This is a genomic window from Rathayibacter sp. AY1F6, assembly GCF_002932035.1.
Taxonomy (GTDB): Bacteria; Actinomycetota; Actinomycetes; order Actinomycetales; family Microbacteriaceae; genus Rathayibacter.
This window is the reverse complement of sequence record NZ_PSVD01000003.1, coordinates 265,249-281,456: the sequence shown is the minus strand read 5'-3', so window position 1 is coordinate 281,456 and position 16,208 is coordinate 265,249. Positions and strand designations below refer to the sequence as shown.

Here is a 16,208-nt window from a genome sequence, read left to right as displayed (position 1 = left end):
ATGCCGAGCCGGTCGGCGATCCCCGCGCCCGAGAACCGCTTCGTGCTCTGGCTGCGCGGCCTCGACCTGCCCCGCCGTCCCGGCTGGATCGGCGGCGTCTGCGCGGGGATCGCCGACCGGCTCGGCATCGACCCGCTGATCGTGCGCGGGATCGTGCTCGTCGTCGCGGTGCTGGGCGGGCCCGCGCTCCTCCTCTACGCCGCGGCCTGGCTGCTGCTGCCCGACCAGGACGGCGCCCTGCCGGTGGAGCGGCTGCTCCGCGGCTCGCTCGACCGGGTGCACGCCGGGATCGGCGTCCTCGTGCTCGCCTCGATGCTGCCGGTGGCGCAGGGCTTCTGGTCGCTCGGCGGCGCGTACACCGGGGCGATGCCCTGGGCGCCCGCGACCGGGCGGACGCTGTGGTCGCTCGTGGTGCTCGGGCTGATCGTGGCCTTCGTGGTCTGGATCGTGCGGCGGAGCCGGCGATCGGACGACGCGGCCGCTCACCCGGCCCCGGGCTCCCCATCCGCACACCCCTCCGCGACGCTCCCCTACCCCGCGCCCTCCGCTCCCGCCTACCCCGCACCCGACCCCGGGCTGCAGGACGAGCGCCCCTCGTCCCCCGAGGCCGTCGCCGAGTGGCGCGAGCGCCAGGAGGCCTGGCGGGCCGAGCGGGAGGCCTTCCGCGCCCAGCAGAGCGCGTCGGCCCGCGAGACGGCCCGCGCCCGGGCGGAGGAGGCGCGAGTCGCCGCCGCCGCCGTCACCGCCGCGCGCCTGCAGCGCCAGCGCCTCCGACGCGCCGCGAACCCCCGGCTGCGGGCGAGCCTCACGCTGCTCGCCCTGGGCGCCGCCGCACTGACCGGCGCACTGGTCTCGCTCACCGCCTCCGGGCCGACGGCCCTCGTCGTCGGAGCCGCCTCGGCCGCGCTCGTGCTCGCCGTGGTGATCGTGCTCGCCGGCCTGTTCCGGAGGCGCGCGATCGCGCTGATCGCCCTCGCGACGGTCGCGCTGGTCACGGCCGCCTGCGCCGCCGTGCTGCCGACCGACCGCGAGCTGCTCCCCGTGCTGGGCACCTACGGCTTCTCGAGCGCCGCTCCCGGCCGCTACGCGACGCTCGCGGCGAGCGACCTGCGCGTCACGGTCGCACCCGGCTACGAGACCTCCGGCGAGCCGCTGGACCTCTGGATCGGCTACGGGCACGTGTCCGTCGCCACGACGGCGGGAACGGCGGTCCGCCTCGAGGCGACCACGGAGGACACCGAGCTCCTCGTTCTGGACGCCGACGGAGGCGCGATCGACGCGCCCCGCGAGGTCCGCACCGCCGACGGCCGTCAGCTGTGGACGCAGACCTTCGGCGATCCCGAGGCCGAGCCGTTCGTGGTCCGCATCGCCCAGGAGGGCGGGTCGATCCGCGTCCAGGACTCCACACCGGGCGCCGACTCCGGCACCACCGCGCCGGACGCCGACGCCACCCCGACACCCACCCCGAGCCCCACCCCCGAGACCGGAGCCGCACGATGACCACCACGCCCACCCCCGCCACCGCCCGCCCGCGGATCCGCGTCGGCGCCGTCCTCTACGGACTCGTCCTCGCCGCCGCCTCGATCGGCCTGCTCGTCGTCTCGGCCGACCCGGTGCTGCGCGCGCAGGTCGTCGAGCGCGGGATCACGCTCGAGCCCGGCGCCGCGCTCGCCCTGGCCGTCGCGGCGCTCGGCGCCATGGCGCTCCTCCTCGCGCTCGCCCGCCTGCTCGACCGCCGCGCCGCTCGCGACGACGGCTGACCCCGGCGCGGGACGCCGGGTGCTCGCAACCCCCTGCCCCGCATCCGCCGAGAGGCGCAGACTCGTCCCGGGCGATCGCCCGCCACCCCCTGGAGACGAGACCATGCCCTTCTGCGCCCTCGAGAGCCTCCGCTGATGGAGCTGGGCATCGCCGCGATCGTCGGCGTCTCGGTCCTCGTCGCGGTCGCCGTCTTCTCGCGGCGCCTCGGCGTCGCCGCCCCGATCGTCCTCGTGCTCGCCGGCGTCGGACTCTCGTACATCCCCGGGGTGCCGGAGGTGGTCGTCCCGCACGAGTGGGTGCTCGACGGCGTGCTGCCGCCGCTGCTCTACGCGGCGGCGCTCAGCGTCCCGTTCATCGACTTCCGCCGGAATCTGACCACCATCACCGGCCTGTCGGTCGTGCTGGTGCTGATCTCGGCGGCCGGCGTCGGCGCGCTCCTCTTCCTCCTCCTCCCCGAGCTCGGGCTGGGCCTGGCGATCGCCGTGGGCGCGATCATCAGCCCGCCCGACGCCGTCGCCGCGACCTCGGTCGGCCGGCGGCTCGGCCTCCCGCCGCGTCTGCTCACCCTGCTCGAGGGCGAGGGGCTGATCAACGACGCGACCGCGCTGGTGCTCCTCCGCTCGGCCCTCGCCGCCGCCGCCGGGACGCTCGCGACGCCGTGGGCCGCGATCGGCGACTTCCTCTACGCGGTCGTCGTGGCCGTCGTGGTCGGGTTCGTGGCCAGCGTCGTCACCGTCTTCGTCCGCTCGCGGCTCGAGGACCCGGTGCTCAACACCGTCCTCTCCTTCATCGTCCCCTTCGTCGCGTTCATCCCCGCCGAGGGCCTGGGCGCCTCGGGCGTGCTCGCCGTGGTCGTCGCCGGCCTGCACACCGGGCACGCCTCCTCCCGCGCCTTCACCGCCCAGTCGCGGGTGAACGACCGGATCAACTGGCGGACCGTGCAGTTCCTGCTCGAGAACGGCGTGTTCCTGCTGATCGGTCTCGAGATCCGCTCGCTGATCCACGACGCCGACAGCGCGCGCCTCTCGGTGCCCGGAGCGGTCGGGATCGGGCTGATCGCGGTGGTCGGGCTGATCGTCGTGCGCTTCCTCTGGGTCGGCCCGGTCCTCCTCGGCGAGCGCTGGCAGACCCGCCGGGCCGAGCGCCGGGCTCGCGAGCAGAAGGAGCTGCTCGAGTCGCCCGAGGCGCAGGAGCTGCCGAAGGAGGAGCGCGGCCGGGCGAAGCGGCGCTACCTGCTGCGGCGCAGCGACTACCGGCACTTCAGCCGCAACGGCATCGGCTGGCGCGGCGGTCTGGTGCTCGGCTGGTCCGGGATGCGCGGAGTGGTGACCCTCGCGGCCGCGCAGTCGCTGCCCGAGGACATCCCCTACCGCCCGCAGCTCGTGCTGATCGCCTTCACCGTGGCCGTCGCGACCCTGCTGATCCAGGGCAGCACGCTGCCGCTGCTGATCCGGGCGCTGGGCATCCGCGGGATCGACGTGCCCGAGGACCAGCGCGCGCTCGCGGGCCTGCTCGACGAGATCACCGAGAAGGGCCTCTCGGTGCTCGAGCGCCCGGGCGACGCCGTCGAGGGCGCCGACGGCGTCGCTCCGGACGTCCTGGAGCGGGTGCGCCAGACGTCGTTCCTCCGCTCCGAGGCCGCCTGGGAGCGCTCGCGCGGCACGGAGCGGTCGGTCGCGGACACTCCGCACCGCCTCTACCGGGCGCTGCGCCTCGCCGTGGTCGCGGCCGAGCGGGAGGCGCTGCTGGACGCGCGCTCGCGCCGCGCCTACCCGCAGCGCATCCTCCGCGATGCCCAGTCGCTGCTCGACCTCGAGGAGACGCGGCTCCGCGTGCGGCGGGGCTCCGAGTCCTGAGGGCTCGGGATCGTGACGATCGTTCCCGGGGATGCCCGCGCTGATCCGCGCCCTGTGGAGGAGCGCCGAGCTCCTCGAGTGCGCCATCCGGATCGACCCCTCGGACCACGGCCGTCCGGCCTCCCCGGCAATAGCCCGCCGATGCGTCACCCCCCGTTAAGCCCGCGCGCCCCGCTTCCTCTGGCACTGCCGTCGCCCCGCCCGTAACCTGCGGATCGCCTGAGAACCGGAAGCTCGATTCGCCCGCACTCGAAGAGGGGTGGCGGGCCGGGGCGGATCCCCTCGGGGGATATCACGAGGGCCGATCCGCGCGCCAGCCCTCGCAGAGAGGGCAGACGGGGCGCTGAGAGGAACGCTATCCCGTGCGGCGCCGGAGCGCACGCCTCACTTCGTTCGAGTGCTCTCAGGTCCAGTCGAGAGCGGAGCGCTCGGCCCAGTAGCGGGCCGGATCCACGGCGAGCGCCGGGAGGTCCGGGAGCTCCCGGGGCTGCGCGCGCAGGTTGGCCCGCAGCTGCTCCGGAGTCGCCGCGCCGCTCAGCACGACGTCGGCCCAGGGCTGCGCGAGGACGGCCCCCAGGGCGACGGCGTCCGGCGCGGCGCCGGCGTGCTCGATCGGGTGCGCCACGAGCCTCCCGTTGGCGAGGGCCTCCTTGACCACCACCAGCCAGCCGTCGTCGTGCGCGGCGGCGAGCGCCCGGCCCGTGGACTGCTCGAGCGGGTTCCAGGTGCTCTGGACCGCGCTGAACGGCGACTCCGGGATCGCGCGGGCGAGCTCGATCACGCGCGCCTGCTCGGGTCCGCTGGTGGAGAGGCCGACGCGCACTCCGGAGCCGGCGAGGCCGCGCAGTCGGTCCAGCAGCGGGCGGTCGGTGAGGGCCGGGCTCTCGGGAGTGATCGAGTGGACGAGGTAGGAGTCGGGCGCCGAGCCGAGCGCGTCGAGCGTGAGCGGCCACTGGCGGTCGAGCATCGCGACCGAGTGCTCCTTGCGCTCGTGCACCGGCGCATCCATCGCCCACCCGCCGACGTACTCGTAGCCCCACTTCGACTCGATCGTGAGCGCCGCCCGCCGCTCCGGATGCCGGGCGAGCCAGCCGCCGAGGAACTCCTCCGCCCGCCCGTAGGAGCGCGCGGCGTCGAGGAAGCGGACGCCGGCGTCCCACGCCGCGTCGAGCAGCAGGTGCGTGCGCTCGCGCAGCGCGTCGACGCTCCGCTCGGCCGCGGGGCCGAGGTCGTCGTCGCGCCCTGCCGTGATGTACGCCGGCCGGCCCACGGCCGCCAGCCCGATCCCGAAGCGCTGCATCCCGCCCACGGTACGCCCGTCCCGGAGCTGCGGCAGCCGCTAGCGTCGAGCGGTGACCTCCGCCCTCGACCGCAGCATCCTCCGGCTCGCCGTCCCGGCGCTGGGCTCGCTGGTCGCCGAGCCGCTGTTCCTGCTCACCGACTCCGCCCTGGTCGGCCATCTCGGCGCCGTCCCGCTCGCCGGGCTCGCGCTGGGCGGCACGGTGCTGCAGACGATCGTCGGCCTGATGGTCTTCCTCGCGTACAGCACCACTCCGCGGGTCGGCCGGGCCCTCGGCGAGGGCGACGAGCGGAGGGCCGTGGCGGCCGGGATCGACGGCGGCTGGCTGGCCCTGCTCCTCGGCGCCGGCATCGCCGTGGTGGGCGCGCTCACCGCTCCGGCCGTCGTGGCGCTCTTCGGCGCGGAACCGGCGGTGGCGGAGGCGGGCGTGCGGTACCTCGCGGTGAGCATGGCCGGGATCCCCGCCATGCTCGGCGTCTTCGCGCTCACCGGGCTCCTCCGCGGCTTCCAGGACACCCGCACTCCGCTGGTGATCGCCGCCGGCGGATTCGCCCTCAACGCCGCTCTCAACGCCGTGCTGATCTACCCGGCCGGCCTGGGGATAACCGGCTCCGCACTGGGGACGGTGATCGCGCAGTGGGCCATGCTCGCGGCCTACGCGGGAGTCGCGCTGCGGCTCGCCCGGAGGGTCGGCGCGCCGCTGCGGCCGCACCTCGCGGGCCTGGCCTCCTCCGCGGGATCCGGCGGCTGGATGCTGCTGCGCACAGCGAGCCTCCGCGCGGCGATCCTGCTCGCGGTCGCGACCGCCACCTCGCTCGGGGCGGAGGAGCTGGGCGCCTTCCAGGTGGCGATGACGCTGTTCTCGACGGTCGCCTTCGCCCTCGACGCGGTGGCGATCGCCGCGCAGGCGCTGCTGGGCCGCCTCCTCGGCGCGGGCGACGCCGAGCAGGCCCGAGCCGTCACGAAACGCTGTGTGACCTGGGGAATCGGTGCAGGAGTAGTGCTCGGAGCGCTGGTCACCGGTCTGAGCGGTGTCCTGCCGTACGTCTTCTCGAGCGACCCGGAGGTGCTGCGGCTGCTGCCCGCGGCGATCGCCGTCGTGGGCCTCACCGCTCCGCTCGGCGGCTACGTCTTCGTGCTCGACGGCGTGCTGATCGGCGCCGGCGACGGCCGCTACCTGGCGCTCAGCGGCCTCGCGAACCTCGCCGTCTTCGTCCCGCTCGCCCTGCTCGCCCCCGCCGCGCCCGCCGAATGGCGCCTCCTCGCGCTCTGGCTCGCCTTCGCCGTCGGCTTCCTCGGCGCCCGCGCGGTCACCCTCGGGCTCCGGGTCCGCAGCGACGTCTGGCTCCGCTGATCGCGCTCCTCCCCTGTGGAGAAGCCTGTGGACAACTCCGGTCAGCGCGGCGGAGCGCTGGTGTTCCCGCGGTGGAAGACGGCGTGGAAGCAGACCGCCTCCGCCTCCTCGTCGGCCAGGAGCGCGACCGCGGCCCGTCCCGCCGCACGGCCCTTCTCGACCGCGGGCTGGGCCATCGTCGTGAGGTCGTACTCGGCCGCGAGACCGGGCACCTGCACGCCGTCGAAGCCGACCACCGAGAGGTCCTCGGGCACGCGCAGCCCGCGCTCCTCCGCCGCGAGGATCACGCCCGCGGCCAGCAGATCGCTCTGCGCGACGACCGCGGTCGGCGGCTCCGCCCCCTCGAGCAGCGTGCGGCCCGCGGCGACGCCCTCGTCGACGGAGCTCGCCGCGGCGGCGACGACCGACGCCTCCGGGAAGACGTCCTGCACGCCGAGGAGGCGGTCGACCGGAGTGATGCTGGGGCTCGAGCGCCAGCCGGCCGGGATCGCGCCGCGGCGGCGGTCCTTCGCGAACGGGAGCGCGACCACCGCGACCCGCTCGTGGCCGAGCTCGCGCAGGTGCTCCGCGAGGGTCCGGCTGGCCTCGCGGTTGTCGAGCGAGATCACGGCGCCGCCCAGCTCCGAGAGGCCCTCGACCACGACGACCGGCACCCCCCGGCGGCGCAGCACGGCGACGGAGTCGTCGACCGACGGGCTGCAGCCGACCAGGATCATCGCGTCGACCGGGGCCGTCGCCAGCAGGCCCGCGCCGTCGCCGGTCTCGGTGAGCAGCAGGATCCCGGCGTCGACCCCGCCGAGCACGTCGGCGATCCCGTCGAGCATGGCGATCTTGATCGGGTCGCGGAACGCGTGCAGCATCCGCTCGTCCACGACGACCCCCACGATCCCCGAGCGGCCGCGGCGGAGCGAGCGCGCCCGCGGGTCGGGGCCGGCGTAGTCGAGCTCGGACGCCGCGCGCAGCACCCGCTCCTTCGTGGCCTCCGAGACGGGGCCGGAGCCGCTGAAGACCAGCGAGGCGGTGGAGGGGGACACTCCGGCCCGGCTCGCGACGCGGGCGAGCGTCGGCCGGGGGCTCTTGCGGGGTTCCACGTTCCTCCTCGTGGGGGCGGCGCACTCGTCGTCGGTTGACCGGCCCTGGGGTTCCGGATAGCTTAGACCGGCTCGCTTCGAATCGATTCGACCGTGCCTCTCGATCCGGTGTCCGGATCCCGCCCGCACCAGGAGAACCGCGATGACCTCGACGTCCGCGCTCACGCGCCCGCAGCTGGTCGCCTGGCGCAACGCCGTCTTCACGATCTTCGTCCTCAGCGGGATCTCGATCGCCACCTGGGTCTCGCGCACCCCCGCCATCCGCGACGAGCTCCAGCTCTCGACCGCCGGAGTGGGCCTGCTGATCCTCTCGATGTCGATCGGCGCGATCGTCGGACTCGCGTTCTCGACGCCGGTCATGGGCGCGATCGGCGCCCGGCGCGGCATGGCGCTCGGCCTCACCGTCTCGGCGGCGGGCCTCGCGGTGCTGGGCGTCTCGGCCGACGTCATCGGCGTCCTCCCCGCGGCCTTCGCCGGCATGGCGATGCTCGGCTTCGGCAACGGAGCGGTCGACGTGATGATGAACGTCGAGGGAGCGGCCAACGAGAAGGCCTTCGGCAAGACGCTCCTGCCGCTGTTCCACGCCTTCTTCAGCCTCGGCACCGTGGCCGGCGCGCTGATCGGCGCGGGCGCCTCCGCTCTGGCCGTGCCCGTCGCCGTCCACCTCGGCGCGATCGCCGTGGTGATCGTTGTGACCGCGGTGATCGCGATCCGCTTCGTCCCGGTCCGCGAGGAGCTCGACACCTCCGGCGCGGCGACCACGGTGAAGCCGCCGGTCCGCGAGCGCGTCGCCGCCTCCGTCGGCGTCTGGCGCGACGGCCGCCTCGTCCTCATCGGCCTGATCATGCTGGGCATGGCCTTCGCCGAGGGCTCCGCGAACGACTGGCTGACCCTGGCGATGGTCGACGGCCACGGCACCGACAAGACGACCGCCGCCGTCGTGTTCGGCGTGTTCGTCGCCGCCATGACGGTCGGACGCGTGATCGGCGGACCCGTGCTCGACCGCTTCGGCCGCGTCCCGGTGCTGCGCGCCTCCGCCGGGCTCGCGATCGTCGGCATCCTGCTGTTCATCCTCGCTCCGGTCGACGCGCTCGTCGTCGTCGGCGCGGTCGCCTGGGGTCTGGGCTGCTCGCTCGGCTTCCCGGTGGGCATGTCGGCCGCGGCGGAGGGGCCGCACTCGGCCGCCCGCGTCAGCGCGGTGGCGATGCTCGGCTACGTCGCGTTCCTGGTCGGACCGCCGGCGATCGGCTTCCTCGGCGAGCACTACGGCCTGCTGAACGCCCTCTTCCTGGTTCTGGCCCTGGTGGTCGTGGCGGGGCTCGCCTCCCCCGCCGCCCGCAGCCGGCGGAGCTGACCGCCGCCGCCGCAAGCCCCCGTGGGGCCCGGGCGCCCCGGCGCGCCTCCCCCTAGGCTTCCCAGGACGGCGGTGGAGGGGGAGCGGATGCGGTACCGAGCGCGCGACGGCGCCCTGCTCCACGTCGACGAGCACGGAGCCGGTCAGGGGCGGCCCCTGGTCGTCGTCCCCGGTGAGCCGGAGCGCCACCCCTCCTACCTCGGCTCGTTCGCCTCGATCGCCTGCACGCGCCGCGTCCTCGTGCTGCACCCGCGCGGAGTGGGCGGCTCCGCGGAGCTGCCTCCCGCTCCCCCGGCCACGACGGCCGCCGACGTGGAGGACCTGCGCCGCCATCTCGGCGTCGACGAGCTCGATCTCGCCGCGCACGACTCCGGCTGCCGCGCCGTCCTGCTCGCCGCCGTGGACGCGCCCGAGCGCGTCGCCCACCTGCTCCTGATCGCCCCCGGCACCGCCTGGCTCGGGATCGACGACCGGGCTGCCGGTCACACGACTCCCGCCGGCTCCGACGACACCGCGGCGATCCGCGACGCTCTGCAGCGCCTCGACTGCCCCGCGGTCGTCCTCGGCGGCGAGGACGATCCGGTGACGGGCGTCGCCGCTCTGGAGGCGCTCACCGCGCTGCTGCCGCAGGCGAGCCTGGCCGTCATCGAGTCGAGCGGCCACCACCCGTGGGCGGAGGCGCCGGCCGAGTTCGCGGTCGCGCTGCGCGCCTCGCTCTCGGTGCCGCCGCCCGCTCCTCCGCTCGGCCGCCGGCCTCCCGTCGCCGCGCGCTGAGCCGGGAGCCCGCCGGAGCCGCGCCGTCTATCCTCGACGGGTGCGTCTCGTCATCGCGCGCTGCTCCGTCGACTACACCGGCCGTCTCAGCGCCCACCTCCCGCTCGCCACCCGCCTCCTGCTCGTCAAGGCCGACGGGAGCGTCCTCATCCACTCCGACGGCGGCTCCTACAAGCCGCTGAACTGGATGAGCCCGCCCTGCACGCTGATCACGGGCGAGCCCGACGGGGAGGCGCGCGCCGCGGGAGTGACGCAGCAGTGGACCGTCGCGCACCGCAAGACCGGCGACGCTCTCGTCGTCTCGATCCACGAGGTGCTGCACGATTCGGCGCACGAGCTCGGCGTCGATCCGGGACTCGTCAAGGACGGAGTGGAGTCGCATCTCCAGCGCCTTCTCGCCGAGCAGATCGGCCTCCTCGGAGAGGGGCACACTCTCGTCCGGCGCGAGTACATGACCGCGATCGGCCCGGTCGACATCCTCGCCCGCGATTCCTCGGGAGCCGCCGTCGCCGTCGAGATCAAGCGCCGCGGCGAGATCGACGGAGTCGAGCAGCTCACCCGCTATCTCGAGCTGATGAATCGCGATCCGCACCTCTTCCCGGTGACGGGAGTCTTCGCCGCTCAGGAGATCAAGCCGCAGGCGCGGACTCTCGCCGAGGACCGCGGAATCCGCTGCGTGGTGCTCGACTACGAGGCCATGCGCGGCACCGACGACTCCCACACGCGCCTGTTCTGACAGGCACGGCGACAGGCACAGCGAAGACGCGGCGACAGGCACGGCGAAGGCCCCCGCGATCGGATCACGGGGGCCTTCCGCTCACCGGGCGCGAGGCCCGGGAATGCTGCGTCTCACCGCGCGCGAGACCCGGGAATGCTGCGTCTCACCGGGCCGAGAGCCCGGCGGCCGCTACTTGTGGGCGGCCTGGTAGGCGGCCTGGACCTCGGAGGGGATGCGTCCGCGGTCGGAGACGGGGTGGCCGTTGGCGTTCGCCCACTCGCGGATGGCCTTGAGCTGCTTGGGGTCGCTCTTGGAGGCGGTCGCGACGCTCGTGGCGGCCGCGGGGCGCGAGCCGACGCGGCGGGCGCTCGAGACGAACTTCTCGAGCGCCGAGTGGAGCTCGGCGATGTTGTCGGGGCCGAGATCGATCTCGTAGTTGGCGCCCTCGATGCTGAAGCGGACGGTACCGCCGTCACCGGAATCGATAAGGGTTCCGTCGATATCGTCGACAAGCGTGATCTTCTGGGCCACTTTTCCTCCTGGAGTTCGCGGGACCGGACTGTCTCGACCCGGACCGGGAGAGACATTACCCCCTTTCACAATCGAGTGCGCCATGAATGGCGCCATTCGTCCCTTTCTCGCGCCATGTCGAGGGGAATGTTCAGGATAAGCGGAGGAAATCAGGGCGGAATCGAGCTGTTCGCCACCAGCCGTCGAATGGAGGACACCGTGTCCGCAGACGGCCGTAACGATTCCGGACACCGATCGCGCGCATTCCCGGGAACCGGTCCCGGCGATTCCGATCACGCCCCGGTCTTCGTTAGCGTGGAGTCATGGCACGACGAGGCGGACCCCCTGCACGCCCGGCGCGACCCGGTCGGTACCGCAATGCGGAGGCTCGGGAAGCACTGGAGGCGCTCGTCGCCGCTCCCACCGCCGAGGCCGTCGACCGGCTGCTCGAGGCCTGCCTCGACGGCTCCCTCGTGGTCGACGTCACGGGCTCCCAGCCCGGAGGCGTGCCGCACGTCCGCACCGTCGCGACGACCACCGGGGAGCAGGTCCTGCCGCTGTTCACCTCCACGGACGAGGTGCGCACCGCGGTCCCCCGGCAGCAGCATCCGCGGGTGCAGATGCTGGTCCTCCCCGGACGCGAGGCCTTCGCGCTGATCCGCACCGCCGACTTCGTCGCCGTGCAGCTCGACCCCGGCTCGATCGCCCAGGTCGTCACCCGTTCGTTCGTCGAACGGGCTCTGGACGCCGAACGGCCGTAGAGTGTGGCCCCCGGCGGGGCAGCGCCGGCGTCACCCCGTCCTCCGAGGTCAGGAGCCCGCCATGTCCGACACGACCCTCGCCGCCACCGGCCTCGACGCGCGAGCCGGCACCTGGTCCTGCATCCTGTTCGACCTCGACGGCACGATCACCGACTCCGCCCCCGGCATCACCGGCACCCTCGTCGAGACCTTCGTCGAGCTGGGCCGCCCCGTGCCCGCTCCGGCCGAGCTGCTGGCCTACGTCGGCCCTCCGCTGCTCGAGGCGTTCCGCGAGCTCGGCGGGATGACCGTCGAGGAGGCGCAGGCCGCGCTCGTGGTCTACCGCCGCCGCTACAACGCGGGCGGGCTGTTCGACTCCTCGGTCTACCCGGGGCTGCCCGAGGTGCTGGCGCGCATCGCCGAGGCCGGCGTGCCGCTCTCGCTCGCGACCTCCAAGCCGGAGTCGGCGGCCACGCGCATCCTCGAGCACTACGGACTGGCGCAGTACTTCACGGTGATCTGCGGCGCCTCCGAGGACGAGGTCCGCAGCGCCAAGGCCGACGTCGTGGAGGAGGCGCTGCGCCGGCTCCGCGAGCTCGGCGTCGACCTCTCGGCGCCGGTGATGGTGGGCGACCGCGAGCACGACGTGCAGGGCGCCGCCGCCCACGGCGTGCCGACGATCATGGTCGAGTGGGGCTACGGATCGCCGCTCGAGGCGGTCGGGACGATCGCGCTGGTGTCCGGCGCCGAGGAGCTCGCGGACCTCCTGCTCCCGTGACCTGCGTACGATGAGGGCATGACTGGTCTGGGCGTCGTCCTCTCGTTCGTGCTGTTCCTCGGCGGGATCCTCGTTCTCGGCAACTCGTTCCTGCTGCCCGACATCGCCGGATTCCTCTTCGTCGGCGGAATCCTGATGATCTCGGGATCGCTCGCCGTCGCGTTCCACGTCCTGCCGAAGTCGCAGTAGCCGGGTCGCTCCGGGCGACCGCCTCCGCGGCTCGCCGCTCCGCTCAGCCCAGCGTGCTCGCGTCGAGGTTGATGACTGCATTGATGTAGACCGCCTCGCCGGCTCCGGCGATCGTCGGGTTCATCCGGAGCAGCTGCTGCACCGGGATCCCGAAGCGCTGCGCGATGTCGAAGAACGTGTCGCCCTGCACCACGGTGTAGCTCACGATGTCCCCCTCCCCATCGCGGGTCGGCTCGCCGTTCGCCCCGGGAACCGCGCCGTTGTCGACCGCGAAGGCGGTCTCGGGGATGTCCGGCGTCGCGTTCGGCGTGAACGTGACCGTCGCCTCGGGGACCGGTGCGAAGACCGTGGCCGTCGCCTGCGGGAGCGCCGCCGTGACGGTCGGGTCCGGCACCGGAGTCGGCGTCGCCGTGGCGAACACGGTGACCGTGACCGTGGGAGCCGGAGCGGGCGCCGAGCACCCCGCAAGCGCGAGCACCCCGGCCAGTGCCGTCGCTCCGATGACCGTCCTGCGCATGTCCCCCGCCCTCCGCGCGCCCCGCGGCGCCCGCTCCACCCTAGGAGACGGGGCGGCCGGGGGCACGTGCGCTGTCGCAGGAGGCCGGTGCTGCGGATCCACCGTCGTGCAGGGAGCTCCGCGGTCGTCCGGGCCGGGTCGGCCTCGCCGGGACCGGGTCAGGACGGGGGCTCGGGGAGCAGCCGCAGCCCGCCGCCGCTGTTCGCCGCGTCCATCAGGAGCTCGACCCAGGTCGGGTTGATCGTCGGCTGCCGGCTCCCCGCGAAGTGGAACTGCAGGGCGATGTTCGGGTTCATCCAGAAGGAGTGGCGGCCGCGCGCGCCCTCGGGCATCGAGTCGAGGGTGAGGCTGAAGCGCTCGTCGCGGCGGAACTTCGCGTAGATCACGATCTGGAGGTGGGCCAGGGTCCGGTCCTCGATCTCGATGACGGCGGGAGGAGTGCCGTAGAGGAATTGACCCATGCCGCCAGACTATAGGCCCCTCGGCTTATTACTAGTCCGTCTAGCTATTTGGCTGCGGAGGGTTCCGCGCCGTCCACTTCGTCCGTATCGTGCCCGTCGCCGTGCTCCGCGTCGATCTCGTCGACGGCCGCGCTCATCCGGCGGAGGAAGTTGACGACGACCTCGGCCTCGGGGGCGTCCAGGTCCTCGGCGATCTCGAGCATCCGGCGGTGCATCTCCTGGAGCGTGGCGCGCACCTCGTCGTCGCTGTCGACGGTCGCCTCCACGACGATCCCGCGCCGGTCGGTCGGGTTGGGCTTGCGCACGAGGTGGCCGCTGCGGACCAGGCGGTCGATGAGGACCGTGGTCGACGCGGACGAGATGGAGAGGTGCGAGGCCAGATCCTTGCCGGTCACCAGCTCGCCCTTGCGCTGCTGGCGGAGCAGGTACTGGATGGCGATCAGGTCCGTCTCGCCCATCGCCATCCGCTCGCGCGTGCGGCGGCGCATCGAGACCTCGGAGACGCGGTACGTGCGCATGGCGCTCAGCACCTCGACCGCACGGCGGGTGGACGACTCGTCCGGGTACCAGTACCCGGCGCCGCTCCGCAGGCTCGTGTCGCTCATCCGCACATCCTAGACCGGCTGATCACCAGGCCGTCTAGCGAGTCGCCCGCGCCTACGCTGGACCGGTGACCGCCACCCTCGTCGCCAAGGGCCTCTCCGGAGGCTATGCGCACCGCACCCTGTTCGACGGACTCGACCTGACGGTCGCCCCCGGGGACGTGGTGGGCGTCGTCGGGGCGAACGGAGCCGGCAAGTCGACGCTCCTGCGCATCCTCGCGGGCGAGACGGCTCCGCTCGAGGGCTCCGTCGTGCTCTCGCCGGGCGACGCCTTCGTCGGCTGGCTGCCGCAGGAGCACGAGCGCCGCGAGGGCGAGACCGTCGCCGGCTACATCGCGCGCCGCACCGGCTGCGCCGAGGCCTCCGCCGAGCTCGACGCCGCCGCCGCCGCCCTGGCCGACCCCGATCCCGACGGCTCGATCGCGGACCGGTACGCCCTCGCTCTCGATCGCTGGCTCGCGAGCGGCGCGGCCGACCTCGACGAGCGCACCCCGGTCGTCCTGGCCGACCTGGGCCTGTCGCTCGGCGCCGCGGCCGCCTCCTCGACGATGACCTCCCTCTCCGGCGGGCAGGCGGCGCGGGTCGGCCTCGCGGCACTGCTGCTCTCGCGCTTCGACGTGGTGCTGCTCGACGAGCCGACCAACGACCTCGACCTCGACGGCCTCGAGCGCCTGGAGGCCTTCGTCCGCGGGCTCCGCGGCGGCGCGGTCCTCGTGAGCCACGATCGCGAGTTCCTCGCCCGCAGCGTCACCCGCGTGCTGGAGCTCGATCTCGCGCAGGGCACCAACCGGGTCTACGGAGGCGGCTACGACGCGTTCCTGGAGGAGCGCGAGACCGCGCGCCGCCAGCGCCGCGAGAAGTACGAGGACTTCGCCGAGCAGAAGGCAGACCTGGTCTCCCGCGCCCGCACCCAGCGGGAGTGGTCGAGCCAGGGCGTGCGCAACGCGATGAAGAAGGCCCCCGACAACGACAAGATCCGTCGCAAGGCCTCGGCGGAGTCGAGCGAGAAGCAGGCGCAGAAGGTGCGCCAGATGGAGAGCCGGATCGCGCGGCTCGAGGAGGTCGAGGAGCCGCGCAAGGAGTGGCAGCTCGCCTTCACGATCGGCAGCGCCCCGCGCTCGAGCTCGGTCGTCTCGACGCTGAACGGCGCGGTCGCCCGCCGCGGCGCCTTCACGCTCGGGCCGGTGTCGCTCCAGGTCGACGCGGGCGACCGGATCGGCATCACCGGGCCCAACGGCGCCGGCAAGTCGACGCTGCTGTCGCTCCTCCTCGGCCGGGCCGAGCCGGAGGAGGGCGGCGCCTCCCTCGGAGCGAGCGTGGCGATCGGCGAGATCGATCAGGCCCGCGGGATGCTCGCCGCCGAGGTGCCGCTCGCGGACGCGTTCGAGGCGCTGGTGCCCGAGTGGCCGACCGCCGAGGTCCGCACGCTGCTGGCGAAGTTCGGGCTGAAGGCCGACCACGTCGGCCGCCGCGTCGGCGAGCTCTCGCCGGGCGAGCGGACGCGGGCCGCCCTGGCGCTCCTCCAGGCCCGCGGCACGAATCTCCTGGTGCTCGACGAGCCGACCAACCACCTCGACCTCGTCGCCATCGAGCAGCTGGAGGAGGCGCTCGAGGCGTACGAGGGCACCCTGCTGCTGGTCACCCACGACCGGCGGATGCTCGAGACGGTGCAGCTGACGCGGCACTGGCACGTCGAGGCGGGCGTCGTCACGGAGGCGTGACGCCCGCCGCCGCGTCAGTCCCCGGAGGCGCGCGCCGCCTCGTCCTCGCGCCAGCCGGCCTCCTTCTGCACGTACTCGTTGTCGGCGAACTCCGCGAAGTCGCTCTCGTCGGTGATCCGGCGCACCTCGAGGCGGTTGCCGGGCACCAGCGGGCAGCGCAGCGCCCACTCGCGGGCCTGCTCCTTCGAGTCGACCCCGATGATCCAGAAGCCGTTGAAGAGCCACTCGGTCGGGCCGTAGGCGCCGTCGACGACGGTCGGCGGCTCGGAGGAGAAGTCGACCACGAAGCCGGAGGAGGCGACGTCGTCGGCCAGGCCGTCGCCCGAGAGCAGCACGCCCGCCTCGATCATCGCCTCGTTGTACTGCCCCATCCGGGTGATGATCTCGTCGAACGGGATGGAGGCGTAGGCCTCCTTCGCCGCATCGGTCGCGCGCATGATCAGCATGTACTTCATCGGGTCTCCCTGGGGTCGGTGCGCGGG

18 protein-coding genes are annotated in these 16,208 nt (G+C 73.9%); 11 read left to right on the top strand and 7 right to left on the bottom strand.

The window, feature by feature from the left end:
• The 3 genes from C5C44_RS05015 to C5C44_RS05005 all read left to right on the top strand — a co-directional run.
• Positions 1-1,500: PspC domain-containing protein (locus C5C44_RS05015; RefSeq protein WP_104335427.1), on the top strand; the 1,500-nt coding region annotated here is incomplete at its 5' end.
• On the top strand, positions 1,497-1,760 hold the full coding sequence (locus tag C5C44_RS05010; protein WP_104225751.1) for a hypothetical protein: 264 nt from the start codon (positions 1,497-1,499) through the stop codon (positions 1,758-1,760). The genes C5C44_RS05015 and C5C44_RS05010, both read left to right, overlap by 4 nt.
• A gap of 135 nt (positions 1,761-1,895) precedes the next feature.
• Entirely contained in the window at positions 1,896-3,617 is a 1,722-nt protein-coding gene (locus C5C44_RS05005) for a sodium:proton antiporter (RefSeq protein ID WP_104225752.1), read from the top strand.
• A gap of 403 nt (positions 3,618-4,020) precedes the next feature.
• Here the strand turns inward: C5C44_RS05005 and C5C44_RS05000 are convergent, their stop codons facing one another.
• Positions 4,021-4,917 carry an aldo/keto reductase gene (locus C5C44_RS05000; RefSeq protein ID WP_104335439.1) on the bottom strand — a complete coding sequence of 299 codons (897 nt, stop codon included), beginning with the start codon at positions 4,915-4,917 and terminating at the stop codon, positions 4,021-4,023.
• Positions 4,918-4,969: 52 nt separating this feature from the next.
• Here C5C44_RS05000 and C5C44_RS04995 point away from each other — a divergent pair, with 52 nt between their 5' ends.
• Positions 4,970-6,271, top strand: coding sequence for an MATE family efflux transporter (locus tag C5C44_RS04995; protein ID WP_104222620.1), 1,302 nt, complete (start codon positions 4,970-4,972; stop codon positions 6,269-6,271).
• 41 nt (positions 6,272-6,312) lie between these two features.
• Here C5C44_RS04995 and C5C44_RS04990 read toward each other — a convergent pair whose 3' ends face one another.
• Positions 6,313-7,362, bottom strand: a complete 1,050-nt coding sequence (locus C5C44_RS04990) for a LacI family DNA-binding transcriptional regulator (RefSeq protein ID WP_104335426.1) — start codon at positions 7,360-7,362, stop codon at positions 6,313-6,315.
• A 142-nt stretch (positions 7,363-7,504) separates the two neighbouring features.
• Here C5C44_RS04990 and C5C44_RS04985 point away from each other — a divergent pair, with 142 nt between their 5' ends.
• From C5C44_RS04985 to nucS, 3 genes are all read left to right on the top strand, one after another.
• A complete protein-coding gene (locus C5C44_RS04985) occupies positions 7,505-8,716 on the top strand; it encodes a sugar MFS transporter (protein WP_104335425.1) in 1,212 nt (403 codons plus the stop codon).
• Between the two features lie 87 nt (positions 8,717-8,803).
• On the top strand, positions 8,804-9,490 hold the full coding sequence (locus C5C44_RS04980) for an alpha/beta fold hydrolase (protein WP_104308166.1): 687 nt from the start codon (positions 8,804-8,806) through the stop codon (positions 9,488-9,490).
• Positions 9,491-9,530: 40 nt separating this feature from the next.
• Positions 9,531-10,226, top strand: a complete 696-nt coding sequence (nucS, locus tag C5C44_RS04975; protein WP_104225757.1) for an endonuclease NucS — start codon at positions 9,531-9,533, stop codon at positions 10,224-10,226.
• A 171-nt stretch (positions 10,227-10,397) separates the two neighbouring features.
• Here the strand turns inward: nucS and C5C44_RS04970 are convergent, their stop codons facing one another.
• Positions 10,398-10,739, bottom strand: a complete 342-nt coding sequence (locus C5C44_RS04970) for an Lsr2 family protein (RefSeq protein ID WP_104222624.1) — start codon at positions 10,737-10,739, stop codon at positions 10,398-10,400.
• Positions 10,740-11,041: 302 nt separating this feature from the next.
• Here C5C44_RS04970 and C5C44_RS04965 point away from each other — a divergent pair, with 302 nt between their 5' ends.
• From C5C44_RS04965 to C5C44_RS16955, 3 genes are all read left to right on the top strand, one after another.
• A complete protein-coding gene (locus C5C44_RS04965) occupies positions 11,042-11,479 on the top strand; it encodes an SseB family protein (RefSeq protein WP_104335424.1) in 438 nt (145 codons plus the stop codon).
• Positions 11,480-11,540: 61 nt separating this feature from the next.
• Entirely contained in the window at positions 11,541-12,236 is a 696-nt protein-coding gene (locus C5C44_RS04960; RefSeq protein WP_104222626.1) for an HAD hydrolase-like protein, read from the top strand.
• A gap of 18 nt (positions 12,237-12,254) precedes the next feature.
• Positions 12,255-12,425, top strand: coding sequence for a hypothetical protein (locus tag C5C44_RS16955; RefSeq protein WP_159911733.1), 171 nt, complete (start codon positions 12,255-12,257; stop codon positions 12,423-12,425).
• 43 nt (positions 12,426-12,468) lie between these two features.
• Here the strand turns inward: C5C44_RS16955 and C5C44_RS04955 are convergent, their stop codons facing one another.
• From C5C44_RS04955 to C5C44_RS04945, 3 genes are all read right to left on the bottom strand, one after another.
• The gene (locus C5C44_RS04955) at positions 12,469-12,942 is read right to left on the bottom strand and encodes a LysM domain-containing protein (protein ID WP_104222627.1); all 474 of its coding nucleotides are present in this window, start codon (positions 12,940-12,942) and stop codon (positions 12,469-12,471) included.
• 158 nt (positions 12,943-13,100) lie between these two features.
• Entirely contained in the window at positions 13,101-13,403 is a 303-nt protein-coding gene (locus C5C44_RS04950) for an ATP-dependent DNA ligase (RefSeq protein WP_104225758.1), read from the bottom strand.
• Between the two features lie 44 nt (positions 13,404-13,447).
• Complete coding sequence (locus C5C44_RS04945; RefSeq protein ID WP_104222628.1) at positions 13,448-14,008, bottom strand: MarR family winged helix-turn-helix transcriptional regulator; 561 nt, start codon at positions 14,006-14,008, stop codon at positions 13,448-13,450.
• A gap of 65 nt (positions 14,009-14,073) precedes the next feature.
• Here C5C44_RS04945 and C5C44_RS04940 point away from each other — a divergent pair, with 65 nt between their 5' ends.
• Positions 14,074-15,726: an ABC-F family ATP-binding cassette domain-containing protein gene (locus tag C5C44_RS04940; RefSeq protein ID WP_104308167.1), complete on the top strand. Its 1,653-nt coding sequence runs from the start codon at positions 14,074-14,076 to the stop codon at positions 15,724-15,726.
• Between the two features lie 14 nt (positions 15,727-15,740).
• Here C5C44_RS04940 and C5C44_RS04935 read toward each other — a convergent pair whose 3' ends face one another.
• On the bottom strand, positions 15,741-16,181 hold the full coding sequence (locus C5C44_RS04935; RefSeq protein WP_104335423.1) for a YciI family protein: 441 nt from the start codon (positions 16,179-16,181) through the stop codon (positions 15,741-15,743).
• Positions 16,182-16,208: the final 27 nt, after the last annotated feature.

Bases quoted from the DNA above. Each gene is read 5' to 3' on its own strand.
- C5C44_RS05010 (WP_104225751.1), top strand. From the start codon at position 1,497: ATGACCACCACGCCCACCCCCGCCACCGCCCGCCCGCGGATCCGCGTC.
- C5C44_RS05005 (WP_104225752.1), top strand. From the start codon at position 1,896: ATGGAGCTGGGCATCGCCGCGATCGTCGGCGTCTCGGTCCTCGTCGCG.
- C5C44_RS05000 (WP_104335439.1), bottom strand. From the start codon at position 4,917: ATGCAGCGCTTCGGGATCGGGCTGGCGGCCGTGGGCCGGCCGGCGTAC.
- C5C44_RS04985 (WP_104335425.1), top strand. From the start codon at position 7,505: ATGACCTCGACGTCCGCGCTCACGCGCCCGCAGCTGGTCGCCTGGCGC.
- C5C44_RS04980 (WP_104308166.1), top strand. From the start codon at position 8,804: ATGCGGTACCGAGCGCGCGACGGCGCCCTGCTCCACGTCGACGAGCAC.
- C5C44_RS04965 (WP_104335424.1), top strand. From the start codon at position 11,042: ATGGCACGACGAGGCGGACCCCCTGCACGCCCGGCGCGACCCGGTCGG.
- C5C44_RS04960 (WP_104222626.1), top strand. From the start codon at position 11,541: ATGTCCGACACGACCCTCGCCGCCACCGGCCTCGACGCGCGAGCCGGC.
- C5C44_RS16955 (WP_159911733.1), top strand. From the start codon at position 12,255: ATGACTGGTCTGGGCGTCGTCCTCTCGTTCGTGCTGTTCCTCGGCGGG.
- C5C44_RS04955 (WP_104222627.1), bottom strand. From the start codon at position 12,942: ATGCGCAGGACGGTCATCGGAGCGACGGCACTGGCCGGGGTGCTCGCG.
- C5C44_RS04950 (WP_104225758.1), bottom strand. From the start codon at position 13,403: ATGGGTCAATTCCTCTACGGCACTCCTCCCGCCGTCATCGAGATCGAG.
- C5C44_RS04945 (WP_104222628.1), bottom strand. From the start codon at position 14,008: ATGAGCGACACGAGCCTGCGGAGCGGCGCCGGGTACTGGTACCCGGAC.
- C5C44_RS04935 (WP_104335423.1), bottom strand. From the start codon at position 16,181: ATGAAGTACATGCTGATCATGCGCGCGACCGATGCGGCGAAGGAGGCC.